The 22,107-nt window shown below is 64.1% G+C and carries 19 protein-coding genes; 15 read left to right on the top strand and 4 right to left on the bottom strand.

Annotated elements, in window-relative coordinates; all coding sequences use genetic code 11:
* Window positions 1-7: 7 nt before the first annotated feature.
* The 10 genes from argE to USDA257_RS14520 all read left to right on the top strand — a co-directional run bounded on the left by argE (window position 8) and on the right by USDA257_RS14520 (window position 12,181).
* On the top strand, window positions 8-1,135 hold the full coding sequence (argE, locus tag USDA257_RS14565) for an acetylornithine deacetylase (protein WP_014763738.1): 1,128 nt from the start codon (window positions 8-10) through the stop codon (window positions 1,133-1,135).
* Between the two features lie 128 nt (window positions 1,136-1,263).
* Window positions 1,264-2,187 carry a 2-hydroxyacid dehydrogenase gene (locus USDA257_RS14560; RefSeq protein ID WP_014763737.1) on the top strand — a complete coding sequence of 308 codons (924 nt, stop codon included), beginning with the start codon at window positions 1,264-1,266 and terminating at the stop codon, window positions 2,185-2,187.
* 26 nt (window positions 2,188-2,213) lie between these two features.
* Complete coding sequence (locus USDA257_RS14555) at window positions 2,214-2,567, top strand: cupin domain-containing protein (RefSeq protein WP_014763736.1); 354 nt, start codon at window positions 2,214-2,216, stop codon at window positions 2,565-2,567.
* The gene (locus tag USDA257_RS14550) at window positions 2,567-3,031 is read left to right on the top strand and encodes a GNAT family N-acetyltransferase (RefSeq protein WP_014763735.1); all 465 of its coding nucleotides are present in this window, start codon (window positions 2,567-2,569) and stop codon (window positions 3,029-3,031) included. Before USDA257_RS14555 ends, USDA257_RS14550 begins: the two co-directional genes overlap by 1 nt.
* A 90-nt stretch (window positions 3,032-3,121) precedes the next feature.
* Window positions 3,122-5,167: a hydantoinase/oxoprolinase family protein gene (locus USDA257_RS14545; protein WP_014763734.1), complete on the top strand. Its 2,046-nt coding sequence runs from the start codon at window positions 3,122-3,124 to the stop codon at window positions 5,165-5,167.
* 1 nt (window position 5,168) lies between these two features.
* Window positions 5,169-7,136 (top strand): hydantoinase B/oxoprolinase family protein, encoded by a 1,968-nt coding sequence (locus USDA257_RS14540; RefSeq protein ID WP_014763733.1) that lies wholly within the window; start codon window positions 5,169-5,171, stop codon window positions 7,134-7,136.
* Window positions 7,137-7,185: 49 nt separating this feature from the next.
* The gene (locus USDA257_RS14535) at window positions 7,186-8,076 is read left to right on the top strand and encodes a LysR family transcriptional regulator (protein ID WP_014763732.1); all 891 of its coding nucleotides are present in this window, start codon (window positions 7,186-7,188) and stop codon (window positions 8,074-8,076) included.
* Between the two features lie 107 nt (window positions 8,077-8,183).
* Window positions 8,184-9,647: an aldehyde dehydrogenase family protein gene (locus USDA257_RS14530; protein WP_014763731.1), complete on the top strand. Its 1,464-nt coding sequence runs from the start codon at window positions 8,184-8,186 to the stop codon at window positions 9,645-9,647.
* 15 nt (window positions 9,648-9,662) lie between these two features.
* Complete coding sequence (locus USDA257_RS14525) at window positions 9,663-10,706, top strand: tartrate dehydrogenase (protein ID WP_041415279.1); 1,044 nt, start codon at window positions 9,663-9,665, stop codon at window positions 10,704-10,706.
* Window positions 10,707-10,723: 17 nt separating this feature from the next.
* Window positions 10,724-12,181: an NAD-dependent succinate-semialdehyde dehydrogenase gene (locus USDA257_RS14520; protein WP_014763729.1), complete on the top strand. Its 1,458-nt coding sequence runs from the start codon at window positions 10,724-10,726 to the stop codon at window positions 12,179-12,181.
* Here USDA257_RS14520 and USDA257_RS14515 read toward each other — a convergent pair.
* The gene (locus USDA257_RS14515) at window positions 12,178-13,131 is read right to left on the bottom strand and encodes a pyridoxamine 5'-phosphate oxidase family protein (RefSeq protein WP_014763728.1); all 954 of its coding nucleotides are present in this window, start codon (window positions 13,129-13,131) and stop codon (window positions 12,178-12,180) included. The genes USDA257_RS14520 and USDA257_RS14515 overlap by 4 nt on opposite strands.
* 12 nt (window positions 13,132-13,143) lie before the next feature.
* Window positions 13,144-13,755: a glutathione S-transferase family protein gene (locus USDA257_RS14510; RefSeq protein WP_014763727.1), complete on the bottom strand. Its 612-nt coding sequence runs from the start codon at window positions 13,753-13,755 to the stop codon at window positions 13,144-13,146.
* Window positions 13,756-13,876: 121 nt separating this feature from the next.
* On the opposite strand from USDA257_RS14510, the gene USDA257_RS14505 reads away from it, so the two are divergent.
* Window positions 13,877-14,794 carry a LysR family transcriptional regulator gene (locus USDA257_RS14505; RefSeq protein WP_014763726.1) on the top strand — a complete coding sequence of 306 codons (918 nt, stop codon included), beginning with the start codon at window positions 13,877-13,879 and terminating at the stop codon, window positions 14,792-14,794.
* Between the two features lie 24 nt (window positions 14,795-14,818).
* On the opposite strand, the gene USDA257_RS14500 is transcribed toward USDA257_RS14505, so the two are convergent.
* Entirely contained in the window at window positions 14,819-16,096 is a 1,278-nt protein-coding gene (locus USDA257_RS14500; RefSeq protein WP_014763725.1) for an NAD(P)/FAD-dependent oxidoreductase, read from the bottom strand.
* A 12-nt stretch (window positions 16,097-16,108) separates the two neighbouring features.
* Window positions 16,109-16,777, bottom strand: a complete 669-nt coding sequence (locus tag USDA257_RS14495; RefSeq protein ID WP_014763724.1) for a haloacid dehalogenase type II — start codon at window positions 16,775-16,777, stop codon at window positions 16,109-16,111.
* A 321-nt stretch (window positions 16,778-17,098) separates the two neighbouring features.
* On the opposite strand from USDA257_RS14495, the gene USDA257_RS14490 reads away from it, so the two are divergent.
* The 4 genes from USDA257_RS14490 (at window position 17,099) to USDA257_RS14475 (ending at window position 22,015) form a co-directional block, all read left to right on the top strand.
* The gene (locus USDA257_RS14490; RefSeq protein WP_014763723.1) at window positions 17,099-17,935 is read left to right on the top strand and encodes a GNAT family N-acetyltransferase; all 837 of its coding nucleotides are present in this window, start codon (window positions 17,099-17,101) and stop codon (window positions 17,933-17,935) included.
* A gap of 13 nt (window positions 17,936-17,948) precedes the next feature.
* Window positions 17,949-19,322 carry an aspartate aminotransferase family protein gene (locus USDA257_RS14485; protein WP_041414232.1) on the top strand — a complete coding sequence of 458 codons (1,374 nt, stop codon included), beginning with the start codon at window positions 17,949-17,951 and terminating at the stop codon, window positions 19,320-19,322.
* Between the two features lie 286 nt (window positions 19,323-19,608).
* Window positions 19,609-20,325 (top strand): HAD-IA family hydrolase, encoded by a 717-nt coding sequence (locus USDA257_RS14480; protein ID WP_014763721.1) that lies wholly within the window; start codon window positions 19,609-19,611, stop codon window positions 20,323-20,325.
* A 79-nt stretch (window positions 20,326-20,404) separates the two neighbouring features.
* Complete coding sequence (locus USDA257_RS14475) at window positions 20,405-22,015, top strand: ABC transporter substrate-binding protein (protein ID WP_014763720.1); 1,611 nt, start codon at window positions 20,405-20,407, stop codon at window positions 22,013-22,015.
* Window positions 22,016-22,107 lie beyond the last annotated feature (92 nt).

Here is a 22,107-nt window from a genome sequence, read left to right as displayed (position 1 = left end):
GGCGAAAATGAAGACACCCGAAGACATCCTCGCCTACCTCGTATCTTTTCCGTCGGTGGTCGGAACGGCGAACCATGAGATCGTCGGGTGGATTCGCGCCTACCTTACGGAACTCGGAGCCGAGGTGAGCGTGCTGCCGGGTCCGGAAGGCGATCGCTCGAATCTCTTCGCCACCATCGGCCCGGCCGAACGGCCCGGTATAATCCTGTCAGGACACATGGATGTGGTGCCGGCCGCCGAGCCGACGTGGACGAGCGACCCGTTCAGTCTTCGGCGCGAGGGCGAGCGGCTTTATGGCCGCGGCACGAGCGACATGAAGGGCTTCCTGGCTTGCGCTCTCGCAGCCCTGCCGGCCATCGCTGCCTCACCGCTTTCCCGGCCTCTTCACCTTGCCTTCTCCTATGACGAGGAAGCCGGCTGCCGCGGCGTTCCGCACCTCATTTCGCGGCTGCCGGATCTCTGTGCGAAGCCGGAGGGCTGCATCGTCGGCGAGCCGAGCGGCCTGCGCGCCATTCGTGCCCACAAGGGTAAAGCCGCTGCCCGCATCGAGCTCATCGGTCGCGCCGGCCATTCGTCGCGGCCCGACCTCGGGCTGAATGCCATCCATGCCATGGCGGAGATCGTTACCGAGGCGGTCCGTTCGGCAGAGGCTTTGACCGAGGGGCCGTTCGACGACAATTTCGAGCCACCCTATTCGTCGCTGCAGGTCGGCACAATTGCCGGCGGGCAAGCCGTCAACATCATCCCCGACCGCTGCACGATCGAGCTCGAGGCGCGCGCCGTGGCCGGCGTCGATCCGACTCGGCTTCTTGCGGGCATCGAGGCCAAGCTTGAAAGCCTGGCCGAACGCGGCTTCAAGGCACGCTGGGAAGTCTTGAGCGCCTACCCGGCGCTGTCTCTCAAGGACGATGCGCCGCTTGCCGTTCTCATGGAGGCCCTGACCGGGCAGAAACCGCTCCCCGCTGTCAGCTTCGGGACGGAAGCGGGCCTCTATCAGGCAGCCGGCATCGACGCGATCATCTGCGGCCCGGGAGATATCGGACGTGCCCACAAGGCGGACGAGTATATCGAGATCGGCGAGCTCGCGGCCTGCCGGAACATGATCGAGGCGCTGGGGCAAAGGCTGCGCGCCTAGCCACCGCTTATCCGGCTAAGCGGAAGCCGCCGATAAAATCAGTGCCATATGCCGTGGCGCAGGCACGCTTCGGATCATTCTACCGGCACATCGGGGCAACGATGGCCTTGAAACCAGTGGGGAAGATTATGGCCTTTCTGTTCAATTCCGATGCCGAACGGGCAAAGATCTTTGCAGCCGAATTCGCCCGCGAGCTTCCCTCGCTTCCCTTCGTGGCAGACGCCGGCAGTGTGGATCCCGCCGCGGTCCGCTATCTGTTGACATGGACTGCGCCACCGGACCTCGAGCGCTACGTCAATCTCGAGGTTTTGTTTTCGATCGGTGCCGGCGTCGACCAGTTTGCCATCGACCGCCTGCCGAAGAACGTCAAGCTCGTCCGGATGATCGAGGACGGCATCACCCGCATGATGCAGGAATATGTGACGCTCGCTGTCCTCGCACTGCATCGCGACCTCCCCGGCTATCTCGACCAGCAGAGCGCCCGCGAATGGCGGATGCGGCCGGTCCGGCAGGCATCGGAGCGGCGGGTCGGTGTGCTCGGGCTCGGAAATCTCGGTCAGGCGGTATTGGACCGCCTCAGTCCCTTCGGCTTTCCGCTCTCGGGCTGGAGCCGGTCGCCGCGCGAGATCCCCGGGGTCGCCTGTCACCATGGCGAAGCCGCTCTCACCGACTTCCTTGCCACCCAGGACATCCTGATCTGCCTCTTGCCGCTCACTGTCGAAACGCGCGGCATTCTCAATGCTTCGCTCTTATCGAAGCTCCCGAGGGGCGCCGGCCTCGTGCATGTCGGGCGCGGACCGCAACTTGATACGGACGCGCTTGTCGCTGCACTGGACAACGGCCAACTCGCGGGCGCCGTCCTCGACGTCACCGATCCCGAACCGCTGCCGGCGGACCATCCTTTGTGGCGTCACCCGAAAGCGATCATCACCCCGCATATCGCCAGCGTCACCCAGCCGGAGACCGCGGCAAGAACCGTCATCGCCAATATCAGGCGCCATGAAGCCGGCCTCGACCTTATCGGCCTCGTCGACAGCGACCGAGGCTACTGAACCCATCACAACCCGAAAGGAAAACCATGTCTCTTCTGAAAACCATCGACACTGACCCGCAGTTCGAGCCGAAGCGGTCGAACCCGACGCCTGAGCGGCTGATTTCCGGCAATCCGTCGTTCAAGACCTGGGCCCAGGACGTAGCTCGCGACGGCATGGTCAACACCGGAGTCTGGGAAGCGACGCCGGGCGAGACCCGGTCGATCAAGGGCGAGATCTTCGAGTTCTGCCATATCCTCGAAGGCGTGGTCGAACTGACCGAAGAGGGCGGCGCACCCGTCACCTATCGCGCCGGCGACAGTTTCGTGATGAAGCCCGGCTTCAAGGGCGTTTGGCGGACGATCGAGACCGTCCGCAAGATCTACCTGACCGTCGGCTGATGGTGTCACTTCGGGAAATCCCGGTCTACGAGATCGAGCGGCACGGCTATAGGCTCAGCACCGACCGCAGCCGGCTCGACCTCGATCTCGTTCACAGCTACCTGGCGGGAGACTCCTATTGGGCACGCGGCCTCGACCGCGCCCTGTTCGAGCGTGCGCTCGAAGGCTCGCTGCCGGTCGCGATCTACGCGCCGGACGGCAGCCTCGCTACCTTTGCACGGGTGGTGACCGACCTGGCAGTCTTCGCCTATCTCAGGGACGTCTTCACCCTGCCCGCCCATCGCGGGCGGGGCCTTGCCGCCTGGCTTGCCGAAGCCATTCGTCAGCACCCTGAACTCGCCTCCGTCACCACCTGGATGCTGGCGACGCGGGATGCCCATGCCGTCTATGAGAAGGCCGGCTTCCGGCCCGTCCCGCACCCGGAATACTACATGAGCGTGCCAAAGCCTGACGAGGCTCCATAACCGGAGGTTATGGCGTACCCCCATGTTTTTCTTGGTCCTCAGTGCGTTTTTAGCAGATTCTGGTCGCCGGAAGAACAAGGAAGACAGTACATGAGCTATCGCATCGGCGTCGATGTCGGGGGATCCTTCACGGACTTTGCCGTCTTCGACGAAACCAATGGGCGCCTCGCCACCCTCAAGGTGTTTTCCCGGCCGGACGAGCCCGGCGCCGAAATAACCGCCGGTCTGACCAAGTTGAAGGCCCGAGACGGCCTCGATCCGGCCGGGGTCAGCTATTTCACCCACGGCACCACCGTTGGCGTCAACACGGTGATCCAGCGCAACGGCCACGATCTGGCGCTGTTCACGACCCGCAATTTCGAGGACGTGCTGCAGATCGCGCGACTCAAGATTCCGCAAATCCACAATCTCTATTCGGTGCGGCCCGAACCGCTCATCCCCCGTGGCCGCGTCTTCGGCATCTCGGAACGGACGCTTGCGAACGGCGAAGTTCTCGTCACGCCGGAACGCGATGACGTGGCGGCCGCGGTCGATGCCGCACGGCTGGCCGGCTCCAAGGGGATCGTGCTTGCCTTCCTCAACGCCTATCGCAATCCGGCGAACGAAACAGCCGTGAAGGCGATGATCGGCGAGCTTGCGCCCGAGTTGCCGGTTTTCTCTTCGGCCGAGACCTGGCCGATTATTCGCGAATATGAGCGCACCATCACCGCAGTCATCAGCGGCTATGTTCAGCCGCGGGTCTCGCGCTACCTCGATCGTTTCGAGACGGTGCTGCGCCAGGAAGGGCTTGCCTGTCCGCTGCTGATCACCAAGAGCAATGGCGGCGTCATGGGTATCGACCAGGCGCGCAGTGATTGTGTGCAGATGATCCTGTCCGGCACCGCCTCCGGCGTCATCGGCGCCGGCTATCTCGCCAGGGCGAGCGGCTTCGACCGGATTCTCAGCCTCGACATCGGCGGCACCAGTGCCGATGTGGCCGTGATCATCGGCGGCGAGCCGCAATATGGTGTCGGCGAGTTGATTGGTGACTTCCAGATCCATATCCCGTCGGTTTCGGTGAGTTCGGTCGGACAGGGCGGCGGCTCCATCGCCTGGGTCGATCCGCTCGGCATGCTCCAGGTCGGCCCCGACAGCGCCGGCTCTACGCCGGGCCCGGCCTGCTACGGACGCGGCGGTACCCGACCGACAGTGACGGACGCCGTCGCCGCCTGCAACCTGGTCGGCCATATGCCGCTCGGCTACGGTGCCGTCGAGGTCGATCACGGAGCGGCGCGCGCGGCGATCGCACCGCTTGCGGAAGCCCTCGGGAGCAGCATCGAAGCCGTCGCCAGTGACATCATCAATATCTCAGTCTCGGGCATGTATGCCGAGGTGAGCGGGCTGATCTCCCGCTTCGGCATCGACCCACGCGACTTCCATCTCTTCGCCTTCGGCGGCGCGGGCGCGATGCTCGCTTGCTTCCTGGCGCGCGAACTCGACATGAAAGGCGTGGTGGTGCCGCCGACACCCGGCGTCGTCTCAGCGCTCGGCGGACTGATCGCCGATCTCAAGAACGACTTCATCCGCACGGTCTATTGCGACGTGACCGTCGAGGGGCTCGCCGCCGTGGCATCTCCCTATGCCGCGCTCGGCGCGCAAGCCGAAGACTGGCTGCGCAATAAGCAGGGCTTCGAGGGCGAAGCCGTGGTCAAGGTCCTCGCGGATATGCGCTATCAGGGACAATCCTACGAAATCGAGGTGCCCCTTGAAGGCGCGTGGCTTGAAGCTCGCAATGCGGCCGCAGTGGCGGATGCCTTCCATGCCGAGCATGCCCGGCTGTTCGGGCATTCATCGCCCACGGCGCCGGTGCAGATGGTCAATCTGCGCCTGACGATTTCGGGCGCAACGCCGAAGCCGGCCCTCCTCCCGCTCGCCCCCGCCGTGGCCCCGGTAACGCCGCGGCTGGCGGTCGATGCCTGGTTCGATGGCAAGGCCGTTCAGACCGCCGTCTACCACCGCACTGATCTTAGGGCCGGCCATTGCCTCGACGGTCCCGCCATCGTCGCGCAGGACGACACCACGACGGTCGTTCCGCCGGGCTTCGTCGTCGATGTCGATGCGTTCGGCAACCTCGTCATCACCCGCAGGGAGGCCTGACATGGCGATCGACCGTAGAAACCTGAAAGTGCTTGCCAATTTCTGCGCCGCAGCCGCCGATGCCATGGCCTTCACGCTGATGCGCACCGCCCATTCGGCCTTCGTCAAGGAAACGGAGGATTTCTCCTGCCAGATAGTGACGCGCGAGGGGCTCGCTTTCGCAAACCCTCGCCAGTTCGGCGCGCCCTGGTACAGCGGTATCGACTATGCGCCGCTGATCGAAATGTTCGACGACTATGCCGAGGGCGACATCTGCATCACCAACGACCCCTATAGCGGCTTCGTCGCCACCCATTCTCCGGACATCCACATCTGGAAGCCGGTCTTTCATGAGGGGAGGCTCGCCTGCTTCGTCGTCGGCCATATCCACAACACCGACGTCGGCGGCGCCGTGCCTGCCTCCCTTTCTCGCTCCCTGACGGAGATCGAGCAGGAGGGCTTGCGCATCCCGCCGGTCAAGCTTGTTCAAGCGGGTGTTCTGAACCAAGTCGTGCTTAGCATGATGGCGGCCAATGTGCGGCTACCGGAACAGAATATCGGCGATCTCAACGCCCAGATCGCCTCCGTCAATATCGGCGAGCGAAAGCTGAAGGAGATTATCGCCCGCTTCGGTTACGAGGATTTCATCGATGGCGTCGGGCAGATCCTCGACTATGCGGAGGCGCAGACACGGGCGATCATCGCCCGTGTGCCGGATGGGGAATATTTCTTTGCCGACTATGCGGACGAGGATTCCGTCGGCGGAAAGCCCTGCCGTGTGGCGCTGACGCTTCGCGTCAATGGCGACGAGGTCGAGCTCGACTATACGGGCAGCGACCCGCAGCTCGGTTCCTCGCTCAACATGCCGACCGGCGGACGCGAGCGCCATCCCCTCGTCATGGTCGGCCTCACCTACGTGCTCTACACGCTCGACAATAGCTTGCTGCTCAACGCCGGCACATTGCGGCCGGCCCGCGCCGTGCTGCCCGAGGGAACCATCGTCAACTGCGAGCGGCCGGCAGCGGTCGGCATGCGGTCGCTCACCTGCGCGATGACCCAGATCGTTACCGTCGGGGCCTTTGCCCAGGCGCTGCCCGAGCTCATGCCCGCCGCCTCCCCGGGTGGCAATGCGATCATGAACGTCAAGACCAGCGCCAGGAACGGCCGCGCGGTCATGGCGTCGATCGGCCCGGTCGGCGGCGGCGGTGGCGGATCGCCGATCCGCGACGGCAGCGATGGCGCCGGCGGCGCCACCGGCTTTCTGCGCAACACGCCGATCGAGATCAGCGAGGCGGAAGTCCCGATCCGCTTCCGGCGTTACGGACTTGAGCCGGATACCGGCGCACCGGGACGTTACCGCGGCGGCCTATCGGCGATCATGGAATTCCAGGTGTCGGCGCCTGAGACTGTCGTGACGGCTCGCAACCGCAACCGCTCGATCATGCCCTCCTGGGGGCTGAAAGGTGGGCATGCGGGTGTGATCTCCCGTTTCATCCGCAATCCCGGCAGGAGCGACGAGACCGATCTCGGCAATACCGACGTCGTGCGCTTAAATCCCGGCGACGTCATACGCGTGATCGGACCGGGTGCCGGTGGCTATGGCGATCCCTTCGAGCGGCCGGCAAGTGCCGTGCTGCGCGATGTCCGCCGCGGCGCCGTTTCGCTCGAAAGCGCCCGCCGCGACTATGGCGTGGCGATCGCTGCGGACGAGATCGACGCGGACGCCACGGCTGCCTTGCGCGCCAGAGCACGACCGAGGCCCGGCACCTTCACCTATGGGACCGAGCGCATCGCTTTCGAGGCGGTGTGGACGCAACAGCGCTACGATTTGCTCACCCGTTTCCTCGCGGGCGTTCCGGTCGGCTGGCGCTTCTTCCTGAAGCATCGCATATTCGAGACCGTCGCCACCCTTCCCGCGGAGGACGAACCCCCGATCGACCGGCAGATGGGCGCGATCTTCTGCGAGATGCGCGAGAGATATGGGCTTTGATGGCTTCCCTTGCGTCGGCTAAGACTTCGGCGTGCGGGGACGGGGAGCGATGAACGCGCGCCAGCTTGAGATCTTCCGGGCAATCATGCGCGATGGCAGTATCACCGCTGCTGCGAATTCGCTCGGGATTTCCCAACCGGCGGCGAGCAAACTCCTGCATCATATGGAGGGCCAGCTCGGCTATGCGCTTTTCGACCGTATCGGCGGGCGGCTGGTGCCGACGATGGAAGCGAACCTGCTGTATGCCGATGCCGATCGCGTATTTCGCGAAGTGGAGGCTTTGAAGGCGCTGGCGAGGGACATCGGCGCGCAGAAGATCGGTCTTTTGCGGCTCGGCGCGAGCTTGCCGGTGACCTATTCGGTCCTGCCGGGAGCGCTCTCGGCCTTTCGCGCCCGCCACCCCGAAGTGAAGGTTCACCTGCATGCGCTGCCGAAGCGGGAGATCGCCGAGGCGCTGCTCCTCGGTGATATCGATCTCGCCGTCACGCTGTCGCTCATCCAGGCGCCGACCGTGCGCAGCGAAGTCCTTTGCGAGGTGCCGATCGTCGCGGTGATGCGCGCCGGCGAGCCGCTTGTGGAACGGTCGGAAATCACGCCCGCGGATCTCGAGGGCAAGGCCCTGATCTCCTACGGCTCGCACGCCGAGATCGGCGCGGCAATGGATTCTGCCTTTGCCGACAGCGGCCGGCAGCGCAATGTCGCCATCCAGATCGCTTCCTCCGTTGGCGCCGCGCCGCTGGTGCGCGAGGGCCTGGGAATAGCGCTCGTCGACGGCCTGGTTGCCTGGCGCGAATTCGAGGGGCTGGTCGCCCGTCCCTTTCTGCCGCGCATCACGATGCAGGCGGTCGCAACGACTAACGACGCTCGTCCCGCTTCCCGCTTCGTCCAGCCATTCATCGCCTGCCTCAGGGCGACGCTGGACAGCAAAACATTGCGCTGAAACGCTTGCTGCAAACGGGATATTCCGTCGCCCCCTTTGGTCCACTCGACCGAAACTGCCGGATGGTGACCGCTAATCTTGCTTGGACCGAAGGCCAAGGAACAGCGATGACCCTCAGCTTCAATCCCGATACGCTCGAACTCCCCTCCGGACATTTCATCGGCGGCCGCTACGTGCCCGCGGCCGGCGGGCTCGCGATGAACCGCCCTTCCGATGGCGCCGCCTTCGCCGAGTGCCCCGTGGCGGGAGAGGACCTGGTCGATCAGGCGGTCACGAGCGCTCGCCAGGCGCTCAAGGAGAGCGGTTGGTCTGGCCTGCGCCCGCGCGAACGGACGCGGGCCCTCTCCCGCTGGGCCGACCTCATCGAAGCGGAGGCGGAGACGCTTGCGCGCCTCGAAGCGGTCGCCTCCACCCGCCCCATCGGTCACCTCATTGAGGGCGATATCGCCATCACCGCCGAGCAGATCCGCTTCTTCGCCGAGTTCGCCGACAAGGAAGGCGGCGATCTGGTGCCGACCGATGACGACAATCTCGGCATGATCATGACCGAGCCCTATGGTGTCGTCGGCGCGATCACGCCCTGGAACTTCCCGGTCTCGATGGCGGGCTGGAAGCTCGGGCCGGCGCTTGCCGCCGGCAATGCGGTCGTGCTGAAGCCGTCCGAGATGACGCCTTTCTCGACGCTCTATCTCGCCGAGCTTGCGGTGCGCGCCGGCCTTCCAGCCGGGCTCGTCAATGTCGTGCTCGGCGATGGGCCGACGACGGGAAGCGCCATTACGGGTCATCCGGGCATCGGCAAGGTGAGCTTCACCGGTTCGACGGCCGCTGGGGCGGCGATCATGCAAAACGTCGCCCGCACGGGCATCAAGCCGATGACGCTCGAACTCGGCGGAAAAAGCCCGCAGCTCGTCTTCGCGGATGCGGATCTCGACCGCGCAGCACAAGCGATCGCCCGCAACATTCTCGCCAATGCCGGCCAGGCCTGCGTGGCCGGCTCTCGCGTGATCGTCGACCGGAAAGTCGCCGCTGCATTGACCGAAGCGATGGTCGCGCACATGCGCGCAATAATCCCCGGCCCGACCTGGGACGAGACCAGCCAATATTCGCCGATTATCTCCGAGCGCCAGATCGGCCGGATCGATTCGATTGTCCAGTCATCGCTCGACGCTGGCGGCGAGTGCCTGATCGGCGGAAAGCGTCTCGACCGGGAGGGCTATTTCTATGCGCCGACACTGATCGCCGGCGTCGAGCAGTCCTCTCCGGCCGTGACCGAGGAAATCTTCGGCCCGGTGCTGACGCTGCAGACCTTCGACGACGAGGAGGAGGCTTTGGCGCTCGCAGACCATCCGACCTACGGCCTCGCCGCCGGCGTTTTCACCCGCGACCTGTCGCGCGCCATCCGGATAACGCGGCGGCTCGAGGCCGGAACAGTCTGGGTCAACCGCTACGGCCGCTCGCGCGACCACATTCTTCCGACCGGCGGTTACAAGAGTTCCGGCATCGGCAAGGATCTGGGACGCGAGGCCTATCTCGCCAACCGCCGCAGCAAGAGCGTGCTGATCAACCTCTGAGTGATAAGGATGGACATGGAGACCTATTCGATCGCGCTGATTCCAGGAGACGGCATCGGCCAAGACGTGACGGCGGCCGCCTGGCAGGTGCTGGAGAAAGTCTCCGCACAGTCGAGCTTCGCGTTGGAGGCCACGACCTTTCCGTGGTCGTGCGCCTATTACAAAGAGACCGGGGCGATGATGCCGGACAATGGAATCGCGACGCTGCGCGGTTTCGACGCCATCCTGCTCGGTGCGGTCGGCTGGCCGGCCGAGGTTCCCGACTCGGTTTCGTTGCACGGGCTGCTGCTGCCGATCCGCAAGGCCTTCGTGCAATACGCCAATATCCGTCCGCATCGCCTGCTCCCTGGCGTCGAAGGTCCGCTGAAGGCACAAAATTTCGACATCCTCTGCATCCGCGAGAACACCGAGGGTGAATATTCAGGCGCCGGCGGCCGCGTCCATCAGGGCATGGCGGACGAAGTCGCCGTCGAGACGTCGATCTTCACCCGAACCGGTGTCGAGCGCATCCTCCGCTTCGGTTTCGAACAGGCCCGCGCCCGGCGTGGCAAGCTCGCCTCGGTGACGAAGTCGAACGCGCAGAAATACTCCATGGTCTTCTGGGACGAAATCACCGAACGGCTGGCCGCCGAGTATCCAGACGTCACTGTTACCAGCTATCACATCGACGCGATGGCCGCCCGCATGGTCATGACGCCGGAAAGCCTCGACGTCGTCGTCGCCTCCAATCTCTTCGGCGACATCCTGACCGATCTTGGTGCCGCCATTCAGGGTGGCCTCGGCTTTGCCGCCTCCGCCAACATCAATCCCGATCGCAGCGCTCCTTCGATGTTCGAACCGGTGCACGGATCGGCGCCGGACATCGCCCATCTCGGCGTCGCCAACCCGCTCGCGGCCATCTGGTCGGCCGCGATGATGCTAGATCATCTCGGCGAGGCTGCGGCGGCGGAACGGATCATGGCGGCGATCGCCGCCGCCACCTCCGCCGGGATCGGAACAGTGCCCGGCAGAGATAGGACGGAAACCATCACAGCCGCGGTTTTAGCCGCACTCGACTGATCGTCAGAGGAACAACAATGCTGAAATTGAATGACAAGGATCTTTTCCGGCAATCGGGCCTGATCGACGGGGCGTGGATCGGTGCTGCCTCTGGGCAGGTCGTCGAGGTGATCGACCCGGCGACGCAAGCTGCCCTCGGCACCGTGCCGGATATGGGCACGGCGGAAACCCGTGCTGCCATCGATGCCGCCGCTGCCGCGTTCGGACCGTGGAAGAAGAAGACGCATGCCGAGCGCGCCGCTCTGCTCGAGCGCTGGCACGCGTTGATGGTCGAAAATCTCGAGGACCTGGCGCTGCTGTTGACGATGGAACAGGGCAAGCCGCTCGACGAAGCGCGCGCCGAGATCCGCTATGGCGCCGCCTTCGTCAAATGGTTCGCCGAGGAAGCCCGCCGCATCGGCGGCCATACCATCCCTTCGCCCACGGCGGACCGCCGCATCGTCGTGCTTAAGGAAGCGGTCGGCGTCTGCGCCATCGTGACGCCCTGGAACTTCCCGAATGCGATGATCACCCGCAAGGTGGCACCGGCGCTCGCCGCCGGCTGCACCGTGGTCATCAAGCCGTCGGAATTCACGCCTTTTTCGGCGCTCGCTCTCGGCGTGCTTGCCGAGCGCGCCGGTATTCCGGCAGGCGTCGTCAATATCGTCACTGGAATGCCGACAGAGATCGGCAACGAGTTCATGGCGAACGAGACGGTGCGCAAGATCTCCTTCACCGGATCGACGCGAGTCGGGTCGTTGCTGATGCGCGGCGCCGCCGACAGCGTCAAGCGGCTCTCCCTCGAACTCGGCGGCAATGCCCCCTTCATCGTCTTTGACGATGCCGATCTCGACCTCGCCGTCGAGGGGGCGATCGCCTCCAAATTCCGCAACGGCGGCCAGACCTGCGTCTGCGCCAATCGTATCCTGGTACAGGCGGGCGTTTACGACGCTTTCGCGGAGAAGCTCGGCGCCCGTGTCAACGCCATGAAGGTCGGCCCGGGAACGGAACCCGGCAACGTCATCGGCCCGATGATCAACGCTGCGGCCATCGAGAAGATCAACCGCCATGTCGAGGATGCGCTTGCCAAGGGCGCAAAGGTCGCGGCGCGCGGCAGATCGCTGCCGGAGGGGCGGCAATACACGGCTCCGCTGGTGCTCACCGGCGCCACCTCCGACATGCTGCTCGCCAGCGAAGAAACATTCGGTCCCGTCGCTCCCCTCTTCCGTTTCGAGACCGAAGAGGAAGCCATCGCCATCGCCAACGGCACGCCCTTCGGGCTCGCCGCCTATTTCTACACCGAAAGCCTGAAGCGCTCCTGGCGCGTGGCCGAAGCGCTTGAATTCGGCATGGTCGGCCTCAACACCGGCGCCATTTCCACCGAAGTGGCGCCCTTCGGAGGCGTCAAGCAATCCGGCCTCGGACGCGAGGGCGCGCAATGCGGCATCGAGGAATATCTCGAACTGAAAAGCTTCCACATCGGCGGGCTGAGCTAAGCACGCCAGACGCCAGTGGCCAGTGCGAAGGGTGACCATTCGGCTAAATCGTAGCGGATCGGCAGCGCGTCGGCCCGCCAAACGATCCGGCGCGGCTGGAAACGCCAGTAGCGTTCCGCGCCTTCCAGGAGCCCGCCCTCTGGTTGGCCGCACAAGAGCTCGGCCGCGCCGGTCATCTGGAGGAGGACACCCGTCGCAAAGTCCGGGAAGACAAGCCCAGCTCGCGGATTTACCACGATGTTGCCGAGGGTGTTGAAGAAACGGTTGCCGACGAAATCCGGGATTGTCAGCCAACCGTCTTCACCGACATGCACGGATCCGGCTCTGCCGCCGCGATGCGAGACATCCACTTGTCGCCCACTCGACAGGTCGGCATAGGTGGCGACGAAAAATGTATCCGCTTGCCCGACAAGGGCGCCCGCAACATCGTCAAGCTCCGAGCTCACTCTGGGCGGCACGGACGGCGGCTGCGACGGATCGCGGATGAAGCGGGCATGCCGGAGCTGAACATATTTGGGGCAGTTGCCGAAGCTCTGGGCGACGCTGATATCAAATCCCTTGGCGTGGCGGTTGAGAGTTCCGTTCAGCCGGTTGCGGCGGCGCGTGCCGAGATCGATTCCGAGGAGAGCGATCGCGGCGCCATCGTTCATGCCCGACTCGGCGGGGTCCGCCCGTTCTCTGCCGAGCTCGACCGTGAGCCGATGGGCGTCGGGCGCATGGAGAAAGCCAGGACGGGCGGCCCTGAGGGTCGCCCAGATGTCGCCATCCTGGTCCACCGCCCCCAGCACCACCATCGGCAACAGAGGATAAAACTCGCGGTGCTGGTCGATCAGATGGTCACGCATGACGCGGTACCCGACCTCTTCCATGCGTGCCTCCACGCCCAGTTGCCGCTGGAGCGCCATCTCGCCCTCATGCCAGGGCGAGGCAGACAGGATGGGGCTCTCCATAACCTTGCCTCCTCAGGCCGCCAAACCCACCGGGGTCTTCTGGAAGTCGACAAAGCCCGGTAGCGCCTCAAGGCGCTCGAGCCAGGCGCGGATGTTCGAGTATCGCTGAAGATCAACGTCGCCTTCCGGCGCCCGTGCCACATAGCTGTAGAGCGCGACATCGGCGATGGTCGGCCGGTCGGCGGCAATCCAGCGCCTTCCCTCGAGCGCGGCCTCGATCAACGTCAGGATGGAATGGGAGCGAGGGATGACCTCTTCCGGCCGGTAGGGTGCCTTGAACACGTTGATGAGGCGCGCCTGCGCCGGACCGTGGGCGATCTGGCCCGCGGCGACCGACAGCCAGCGCTGGACAACGGCCGCGCCTTGGGGGTCTTCCGGAAGCCAGTCCGTGCGCTCCATCTTCTTGGCGAGATAGACGAGAATGGCGTTCGAATCGCAGATGATCGTGCCGTCGTCATCGAGCACCGGGACCTGCCCGAACGGGTTGAGCTTCAGAAACTGCTCCTCCTTGTGCTCTTTGTCGGCCAGATCGACGAGCACGAGCTCATGCTCGACACCGAGGAGCGAGAGAAAAAGCCGGGCACGATGAGCGTGGCCGGAGAGCGGATGATAGTAGAGTTGCATTCTTGCCTCCTGCAAAAGAATGGAGATCACAGAATGATTATTATACGCAGAGTTGATAAGCTCGATCGAAAACACTAGACCATTTCACCCAGTGAAATAATTCTCTGAGGGCAGGAACGCGATGGATCGCTGGCAGGCGATGCGCATCTTCGTGCAGGTGGTGGAAAGCGGCGGCTTCGCCCCTGCCGCCAAGGTGCTGCACATGAGCCCGCCATCCGTGACCCGGGCGATTGCAAAGCTCGAGGATCAGATCGGCACGCGGCTCCTGATCCGCACGACCCGTTCTCTGAAGTTGACTGCTGCCGGCGAAGGCTATGTCGCCGATTGCCGGCGAATCCTCGTGGAGATTGCCGAGGCGGAGGCCAATGCGGCCGGCAGCTTTATTCACCCGGCGGGCTTGCTCACGGTTACCGCGCCTGCGCTTTTCGGGCGCATCCATGTACTCCCCGTCATCCTTGAATTTCTCGATTTCTACCCTGCCATGCAGGTGAAAACCGTCTTTGTCGACCGCGTGACCAATCTGGTCGAGGAGGGCCTGGATGTCGCGATCCGCATCGCGGCGCTCCCCGCCTCCGGCCTCATCGCGCGCCGCGTAGGCTCGGTCAGGCAAGTGCTTTGCGCGTCCCCGGGTTATTTCGAAAGGTTCGGCGAGCCCGAGAGCCCTGACGACCTCGCTCATCACCGCATCATCGGGCGCGATGGGCTCTTCGGTCATTCGGAATGGCTTTTCGGACGTGACAGCGGCATCCGCGCTGCGATCAGTCCGCGCCTCATCTGCAATACCAACGACTCGGCCATCGCCGCTGCGGTCGCTGGATGGGGATTGTCCCGGTTCCAATCATACCAGGTGGCGCCGGAGATAGAGGCGGGTCGCCTCAAGATCGTGCTGGCCGACTACGAGCGCGAGCCGGTGCCGATCCACATCGTGCATGCGGAAGGGCGCATGGTCTCGGCTCGAGTGCGCGCATTCGTCGATTTTGCGGCCGAACGCTTTCGCCGGCGCCCCGGAATGCATGCTGAGCTTAGGGAAAGCAGATAATAAGCTGCATCACTCTCCAGTGATCTACTGAATCCTATCGAGCATCTTGTAATACATACCGACCAACGGCAGGAACCACGGTTTTCCGAAATGTCCGGGCACGGCCGGCCAGCCGAGATCCTTGACCGGATTGCGATCGGCCTTGCCGAGAATGGCGTCGGCAAGAAGCATCCCCATATGGGTCGACATCTGCGCCCCGTGACCGGAATAGCCCATGGCGTACCAGAGGCCGTCGGTGAAGCCCGCCCGCGGAAAACGATCCTTGGTCATGTCGACCAGGCCGCCCCAGCAATAGTCGATTTCGACCTTGGCGAGTTGCGGGAAGATCTCGGCGAGACTGGCGCGAAGGATAGCGCCGCTCTTTTCGTCCGAGCGCTGGTCCGATGTTGCCGAAAACCGCGCCCGGCCGCCGAAGATCAGGCGATTGTCAGGCGACAGCCGAAAATAGTTGCCGATGTTCAGAGAGGTGACGCAGGTGCGGTTGCCGGGCATGGTTGCGGCGATCTCGGCGTCGCTGAGCGGCCGGGTCGCGATGATGAAGCTCCCGACCGGGACGATACGACGGCGGAAATAGCCGAAGGCGCCGGTCGTGTAGGCGCCGGTCGCCAGCAGTACGGTGTCCGCCGTCACGCGGCCGCGCGGCGTCGTCAATTCCTGCTTGCCGCCTGACTGGCGCCGGCCCGTCACCGGCGCGTTCTCGACGACGGTCGCACCGTGGCGGACGGCCGCATCGGCAAGGCCGACGACAAAGCGGCCCATATGCATCATGGCGCTCTTTTTTGAGAGCATTGCGCCGTGGAACGAGGCCGAGCCGATCTCGCTCTTCAGGTCGTTCGCCGTCAGGAGCGCCGTGTCCGGGTCGATCTCGCGGTTCACCACCTCGAAGTTCCGGGCGATCGCCTCGAAATGCGCCGGCTTCGAGGCAAGCTTCAGCTTGCCGGCCCGCCGGAAGCTGCAGTCGATCCCCTCTTCCGCCACAATGCGTTCGATCGTGTCGATGGACGCGTCAAAGGCGCGGTAGAGCGCCGCGGCCCGCTCCGGCCCGAGTTCCGCCTTGGCGGCGACGAAGCTGTGCGCGATGCCGTTGTTGAGATGACCCCCATTGCGGCCGGAGGCGCCCGATCCGACCGCGTTCGCCTCCAGCACGATCACCTTCGCGCCGGCTTTTGCGAGCTGCCGTGCAGCCCCGAGGCCCGTGAAGCCTCCACCGATGACGGCGACGTCATAGTGGCCCTCGACCGGTGCGCGGCTGCCCATTTCAAATGGGCGAGCCGTGTCGTGCCAGTAGGACTTGAACTGCATGGCCATCTCCTGTCAGAGCCCGACGACGCCGGGCAGGCCGGAAATATCCTTGATTTCCGTATACCCATAGAAGGGATTTGCCGGCTCGTGGCCGCGGTTGACCCAGACCTTGTTCTTGATGCCGAGATCGTGCGCCGACATCAGGTCGTAGCGGAACGAGGAGGAGCAGTGGAGAATGTCCTCCGGGCCGCAGCCCAGCATGTCGAACATATATTCGAAGGCCTTGAAGCGCGGCTTGTAGGCCTGCGCCTGTTCGGCCGTGTACACCGCATGGAAGGGCGCGCCCAGCTTCTCGACATTCGACATGATCTGCGAATTCATCGCGTTCGACAGAATGACGAGCGGTATCTCCTTGGCGACCTTGGCAAGTCCGGCCGGCACGTCCGCATGCGGGCCCCAGGTCGGCACGCGCTCATAGACCACACGGGCGGCTTCCTCGCGGAATTTTATGCCGTTGCGCTTGCAGGTGCGTTCCAGCGAATTGTGCACCACTTCCGCATAGGGCTTCCAGTCACCCATGATCTCGTCGAGACGATAGGCGGCGAAATTCTTGATGAACTCGGCCATGCGCGGCTCGTCGAGCTGCTCGCCGTAAAGGTCGCGCGCCGCTTCCGCCATCTGGAAATTGGTCAGAGTGCCGTAGCAGTCGAAGGTGATGTATTTCGGACGGAAGTTCGCCATGCGCATTCTCCTCTTCAATGACGTGACCCGGGTTTATCCGAAAAGGATCATAGGCGTGTCCCGTCCGCCGGCTTGCGCGATTTGGCGCCCATCGAAGCAGATTATACCGTATCCGCGGGCGGCTTTGGCACATGGTTGTGTGCACTGCCCACAGCGCTCGGGCTTGTTCCCACGCTCGAGACCCTTTGCCGCCGCCCTGCCGGCATAAGATGCGGCGACCCGCTCACGTAAAGGTATAAGATACCGCCCCCGGCACCGTCTTCGGACGATCTGCCGGTCGGCCTTCCTTGAAACTTGCTGGAGGAAATCAAGGACCCTTCCATGCAGTTAAGTCAGATCGAACTTGCGACCTTCGGCCCGGAGCATCTGGAGAGCGCCGTGCGCCTCTCCCGCCAGGCGGGTTGGCCGCACCGGCTGGAGGACTGGCAGATGGCGCTGGCGCTGAGTGAGGGCGTCGTCGCCCTCGAGGCCGGCCGGGTCGTCGGAACCACGCTGGCGACAGGCTATGGAAACGACTGCCTTACGATAAACATGGTGATCGTCGACGAGGCGATGCGCGGCCGTGGCCTGGGGCGCAGTCTGATGGATGCCGCTTTGCGGATTGCCGGCGACCGGCCGCTCCGGCTCGTGGCGACGGCGGAGGGTCTGCCGCTCTACGAAAAGCTCGGCTTCCGCGAAACCAGCACCGTGCTGCAGCACCAAGGTATCGCACGAAACCTCGCCGCGCCTGCGGAAACGGCGGCGGCGACCGCGGACGACATTGCCGCTATCGCCGCTCTTGACCGCATCGCTTTCGGAGCCGATCGCCGGGATCTGATCGCCTATCTCGCCAAGTTCGGCGAGTTCGCGGTCATCCGCCGCAACGGCCGCATTACCGGTTTCGCCGCCCTGCGCGCCTTTGGCCGTGGCGATGTCATCGGGCCCGTCGTTGCTGCAAACGTCGACGATGCCAAGGCGCTCGTCGTCCATTTCATCGCAATGCGAAGCGGACAATTCGTTCGGGTCGACACCACCGCCGAGACAGGGCTCTCCCCGTGGCTGTTTGACCAGGGGCTCGCCCATGTCGGCGGCGGGATCACCATGGAAAGGCCGCTCCTTCCCCGCGCCGCCGATCGCGCCGCCACTACCTTTGCCCTCGCCAATCAGGCGCTCGGCTGATCTGGAGATCTCGATGTATAGCAACTCCCTTATCGAACTCGACCGCGCCCATCTGGTCCACCCGGTCGCCTCCTATCGCAGCCACGAGCGCACCGGGGTCCGCGTCCTCAGTTCCGCCAGGGGCGCAACCGTGACCGACGCCTCCGGGCACACGATGATCGACGGTTTCGCCGGGCTCTGGTGCGTCAATGCCGGCTACGGCCATGACAGCATCGTCGAGGCGGCGGCCCGGCAGATGCGCGAGCTACCCTATGCCACCGGCTATTTCGGCCTCGGCTCCGAACCGGCGATCCGGCTCGCCGCCGAATTGGCGGAACGGGCGCCGGGCGATCTCAACCATGTCTATTTCACGCTTGGCGGATCGGACGCCATAGACAGCACCATCCGCTTCATCCGCTACTATTACCATGCGCAGGGACGGCCGCAGAAGAACCAGTTCATCTCCGTCGAGCAGGGCTATCATGGCTCCTCGACCGTCGGTGCCGGCCTGACGGCTCTGCCCGCCTTCCACGCTGGGTTCGGGGTGCCGCTCGACTGGCAGCACAAGATTCCATCGCATTACGCCTATCGCAACCCCGCCGGCAGCGAGCCGGCCGCGATCATAGCCGCCTCGGTCGCGGCGCTGCGCGCCAAGGTCGAGGAGCTCGGCGCCGACCGGCTGGCCGCCTTCTACGTCGAGCCGATTCAGGGCTCTGGCGGCGTACTCGTGCCGCCACCGGGATGGATGAAGGCGATGCGGGACCTCTGCCGGGAGCTTGACGTCCTGTTCGTCGCCGACGAGGTCATCACCGGCTTCGGGCGCACCGGGCCACTGTTTGCGTGTACCGAGGAAGACATCGTCCCCGACCTGATGACGACGGCCAAGGGGCTCACATCCGGCTATGTACCGATGGGCGCCGTCTTCCTCTCGGACAGGGTCTACGACACGATCGCCGATGGCGCCGGTGCGTCGGCTGTCGGTCACGGCTACACCTATTCCGCCCACCCGGTCAGCGCCGCCGTCGGCCTGGAAGTACTGCGCCTTTACGAAAACGGGCTTCTCGAAAACGGCCGCACGGCCGGCGAGCGGCTGATGGCCGGCTTGCGCGGCCTCGGCGATCATCCGCTGGTCGGCGATGTCCGCGGACGCGGCATGCTGGCGGCGATCGAGCTGGTCGTCGACAAGGAACGCAAGACACCTTTGCCGGCCGCTGCCGATCCCGCGCGCCGAATTTTCGACCGCGCCTGGGACAACGGCCTTATTATCCGCGCGTTCGGCAACGGTGTTCTCGGCTATGCCCCGCCGCTCTGCTGCACAGACGAGGAAATCGACGCCATCGTCGAGCGGACGCGGACGACGCTGGACGAGACTTTGGAGGATCCGGATGTCCGCGCGGCGCTAGCCTGAAGCGGCGTTCTCCCGGTCCGCGGGCGGGCATCTCCGGCGGATCGGCAGTTGGAACGGCGAAATACCGGTTTATCCTGATATTCGCAATTTTGTGCCGCCATCCTTCTCCCATTCAGAGAATCCGGCGAGCCGATACTGCCAAACTGGGTGAGCTAAGGGTGCAAGAATGCCGGGAAAGCAGGGGTTTAGCCCCCTGTGTCAAGCGCCAGCGGCCCATTGAAGACAGCATTTTCTTCTGCAAGCCAAGCGCGAATGACTTTCGTCGCGCTCAATCGAGGAAAAAAACTTGGCAAAGACCTTCGCGGATTTCAAATATCTCACCTTCGACGTGGTCGGCACGCTGATCGATTTCGAGGGCGGCATCAAGGATTGCCTGGCCGGCATCGCCAAGGAGGCGGGTGTCGCGGTCGATGGCGAAGAGGCGCTGAAGCTCTACCGCGCGGCGCGGTATTCTCCCGACGCCGATCTCTTCCCCGACGACCTGGTGCGCGTCTATCTGGCGATCGCACCGGAGCTCGGGCTTCCCGCCGAAGCAAAATATGGCGAAAGGCTGCGCGATTCCGCGAAAGACTGGAAGGGCTTTGCCGACAGCGCCGAGGCGCTCGCCCGGCTCGCCAAGCGCTACCGCCTGGTCGCCATGACCAACGCCCGGCGCTGGGCCTTCGAGCATTTCTCCCGGGAACTCGGCAATCCTTTCTACGCCGCCTTCACCGCCGACGACACCGGTACCGAAAAACCGGATCCGGCCTTCTTCGAGAAGGTCTTCGCCTTCGTCGCTTCGGAAGGCAATTCGAAGGACGACATCCTGCACGTCGCCCAGAGCCAGTATCACGACATCGGTATTTCGCGGAAACTCGGGCTGACCAATTGCTGGATCGAGCGGCGCCACGCCCAGAAGGGCTATGGCGGCACGATCGAACCCGCCGAGTTCACCAAGCCCGATTTCCACTTCACCTCCATGGCAGGGCTTGCCGACGCCGTGGAGCAAAGCAAGGCCGCCTGAACGGGAGGCGGATCATTCCAACCGAACTCCGCGCAATAAGACGGGGCGATCGAAGTAACCACCACGAAAGGGGAACGCTATGAACGACAAGATCACGAACTGGACCAAGAGAGACGACGCAGTCGTCGAAAGCGCCATTCGCCGCGGCGCCACCCGCCGCGAGCTCCTGCAGATGCTGCTTGCCGGCGGCGTGGCAATGTCGGCCGGCGGCCTCGTGCTCGGCCGGGCCGGGAATGCTGTTGCCGCAACGCCGGTGACCGGCGGTACGCTCAGAGCTGCCGGCTGGTCGGCCTCCACCGCCGACACGCTCGACCCGGCTAAAGCCTCGCTCTCCACCGACTATGTGCGCTGCTGCTCCTTCTACAATCGCCTCACCTTCCTCGATAAGAGCGGCACGCCGCAGATGGAGCTTGCCGACGCGATCGAATCCAAGGACGCGAAGACCTGGACCGTCAAGCTGAAGAGCGGCGTCACATTCCATGACGGCAAGCCGTTGACCGCAGAAGACGTGATCTTCTCGCTGAAACGCCATCTCGACCCGTCGGTCGGCTCGAAGGTCGCCAAGATTGCCGCGCAGATGACCGGTTTCAAGGCGGTCGACAAGCAGACGGTCGAGATCACGCTTGCCGATCCGAATGCCGACCTGCCGACCATCCTGTCGATGCATCACTTCATGATCGTCGCCGATGGCACCACGGATTTCTCCAAGGGCAACGGCACCGGCGCCTTCGTCAGGGAAGTCTTCGAGCCCGGCGTGCGCTCGGTCGGCATCAAGAACAAGAATTATTGGAAATCCGGCCCGAACGTCGATTCCTTCGAGTATTTCGCGATCAGCGATGACAGTTCCCGCGTCAACGCACTGCTTTCTGGCGATATCCACCTCGCCGCCTCGATCAACCCGCGTTCCATGCGCCTTGTCGAGAGCCAGGGTGACGGCTTCGTCCTGTCGAAGACGACCTCCGGCAACTACACCAACCTCAACATGCGAATGGACATGGAGCCCGGCAACAAGCGCGACTTCATCGAAGGCATGAAGTACCTCGTCAACCGCGAGCAGATCGTCAAGTCGGCGTTGCGGGGTCTGGGTGAAGTGGGCAATGACCAGCCGGTTTCCCCGGCCAACTTCTACCGCAATGCCGAGCTGAAGCCGCGCGCCTTCGATCCGGAGAAGGCGAAGTTCCATTTCGAGAAAGCCGGCGTGCTCGGCCAGTCGATCCCGGTGGTCGCCTCCGATGCGGCGACATCCTCGATCGACATGGCGATGATCATCCAGGCCTCCGCTGCCGAGATCGGCTTGAAGCTCGACGTCCAGCGCGTTCCGGCAGACGGTTACTGGGACAATTACTGGCTGAAGGCGCCGGTCCACTTCGGCAATATCAACCCGCGCCCGACGCCTGACATCCTGTTTTCGCTGCTCTATACTTCGGAAGCCCCGTGGAACGAGAGCCAGTACAAGTCCGCGAAGTTCGACAAGATGCTGATCGAGGCGCGCGGTTCGCTCGATCAGGAGAAGCGCAAGGAAATCTATAACGAGATGCAGGTGATGGTCGCCAACGAAGCCGGCACCATCATTCCGGCCTACATCTCCAACGTTGACGCTACCACCGCCAAGCTCAAGGGCCTGGAAGCCAATCCGCTTGGCGGCCAGATGGGCTATGCCTTCGCGGAGTATGTCTGGCTCGAAGCCTGATGAAGCGATGGTCCGGGGGCTGCTGTCGGTTCCTCTGCAAGGAAACCGTGAGCAGCCCCCGGACCGGTTTTTCGCTTCGTTTAACGTGGGTT

The organism is Sinorhizobium fredii USDA 257 (assembly GCF_000265205.3).
Lineage (GTDB): Bacteria > Pseudomonadota > Alphaproteobacteria > Rhizobiales > Rhizobiaceae > Sinorhizobium > Sinorhizobium fredii_B.
The sequence above is the reverse complement of the archived record's forward strand: the minus strand, read 5'-3'. Positions and strand labels throughout refer to the sequence as shown.

Coding starts and splice junctions, on each gene's coding strand:
- argE (WP_014763738.1), top strand. CDS start 8: ATGAAGACACCCGAAGACATCCTCGCCTACCTCGTATCTTTTCCGTCG.
- USDA257_RS14560 (WP_014763737.1), top strand. CDS start 1,264: ATGGCCTTTCTGTTCAATTCCGATGCCGAACGGGCAAAGATCTTTGCA.
- USDA257_RS14555 (WP_014763736.1), top strand. CDS start 2,214: ATGTCTCTTCTGAAAACCATCGACACTGACCCGCAGTTCGAGCCGAAG.
- USDA257_RS14550 (WP_014763735.1), top strand. CDS start 2,567: ATGGTGTCACTTCGGGAAATCCCGGTCTACGAGATCGAGCGGCACGGC.
- USDA257_RS14545 (WP_014763734.1), top strand. CDS start 3,122: ATGAGCTATCGCATCGGCGTCGATGTCGGGGGATCCTTCACGGACTTT.
- USDA257_RS14540 (WP_014763733.1), top strand. CDS start 5,169: ATGGCGATCGACCGTAGAAACCTGAAAGTGCTTGCCAATTTCTGCGCC.
- USDA257_RS14535 (WP_014763732.1), top strand. CDS start 7,186: ATGAACGCGCGCCAGCTTGAGATCTTCCGGGCAATCATGCGCGATGGC.
- USDA257_RS14530 (WP_014763731.1), top strand. CDS start 8,184: ATGACCCTCAGCTTCAATCCCGATACGCTCGAACTCCCCTCCGGACAT.
- USDA257_RS14525 (WP_041415279.1), top strand. CDS start 9,663: ATGGAGACCTATTCGATCGCGCTGATTCCAGGAGACGGCATCGGCCAA.
- USDA257_RS14520 (WP_014763729.1), top strand. CDS start 10,724: ATGCTGAAATTGAATGACAAGGATCTTTTCCGGCAATCGGGCCTGATC.
- USDA257_RS14515 (WP_014763728.1), bottom strand. CDS start 13,131: ATGGAGAGCCCCATCCTGTCTGCCTCGCCCTGGCATGAGGGCGAGATG.
- USDA257_RS14510 (WP_014763727.1), bottom strand. CDS start 13,755: ATGCAACTCTACTATCATCCGCTCTCCGGCCACGCTCATCGTGCCCGG.
- USDA257_RS14505 (WP_014763726.1), top strand. CDS start 13,877: ATGGATCGCTGGCAGGCGATGCGCATCTTCGTGCAGGTGGTGGAAAGC.
- USDA257_RS14500 (WP_014763725.1), bottom strand. CDS start 16,096: ATGCAGTTCAAGTCCTACTGGCACGACACGGCTCGCCCATTTGAAATG.
- USDA257_RS14495 (WP_014763724.1), bottom strand. CDS start 16,777: ATGGCGAACTTCCGTCCGAAATACATCACCTTCGACTGCTACGGCACT.
- USDA257_RS14490 (WP_014763723.1), top strand. CDS start 17,099: ATGCAGTTAAGTCAGATCGAACTTGCGACCTTCGGCCCGGAGCATCTG.
- USDA257_RS14485 (WP_041414232.1), top strand. CDS start 17,949: ATGTATAGCAACTCCCTTATCGAACTCGACCGCGCCCATCTGGTCCAC.
- USDA257_RS14475 (WP_014763720.1), top strand. CDS start 20,405: ATGAACGACAAGATCACGAACTGGACCAAGAGAGACGACGCAGTCGTC.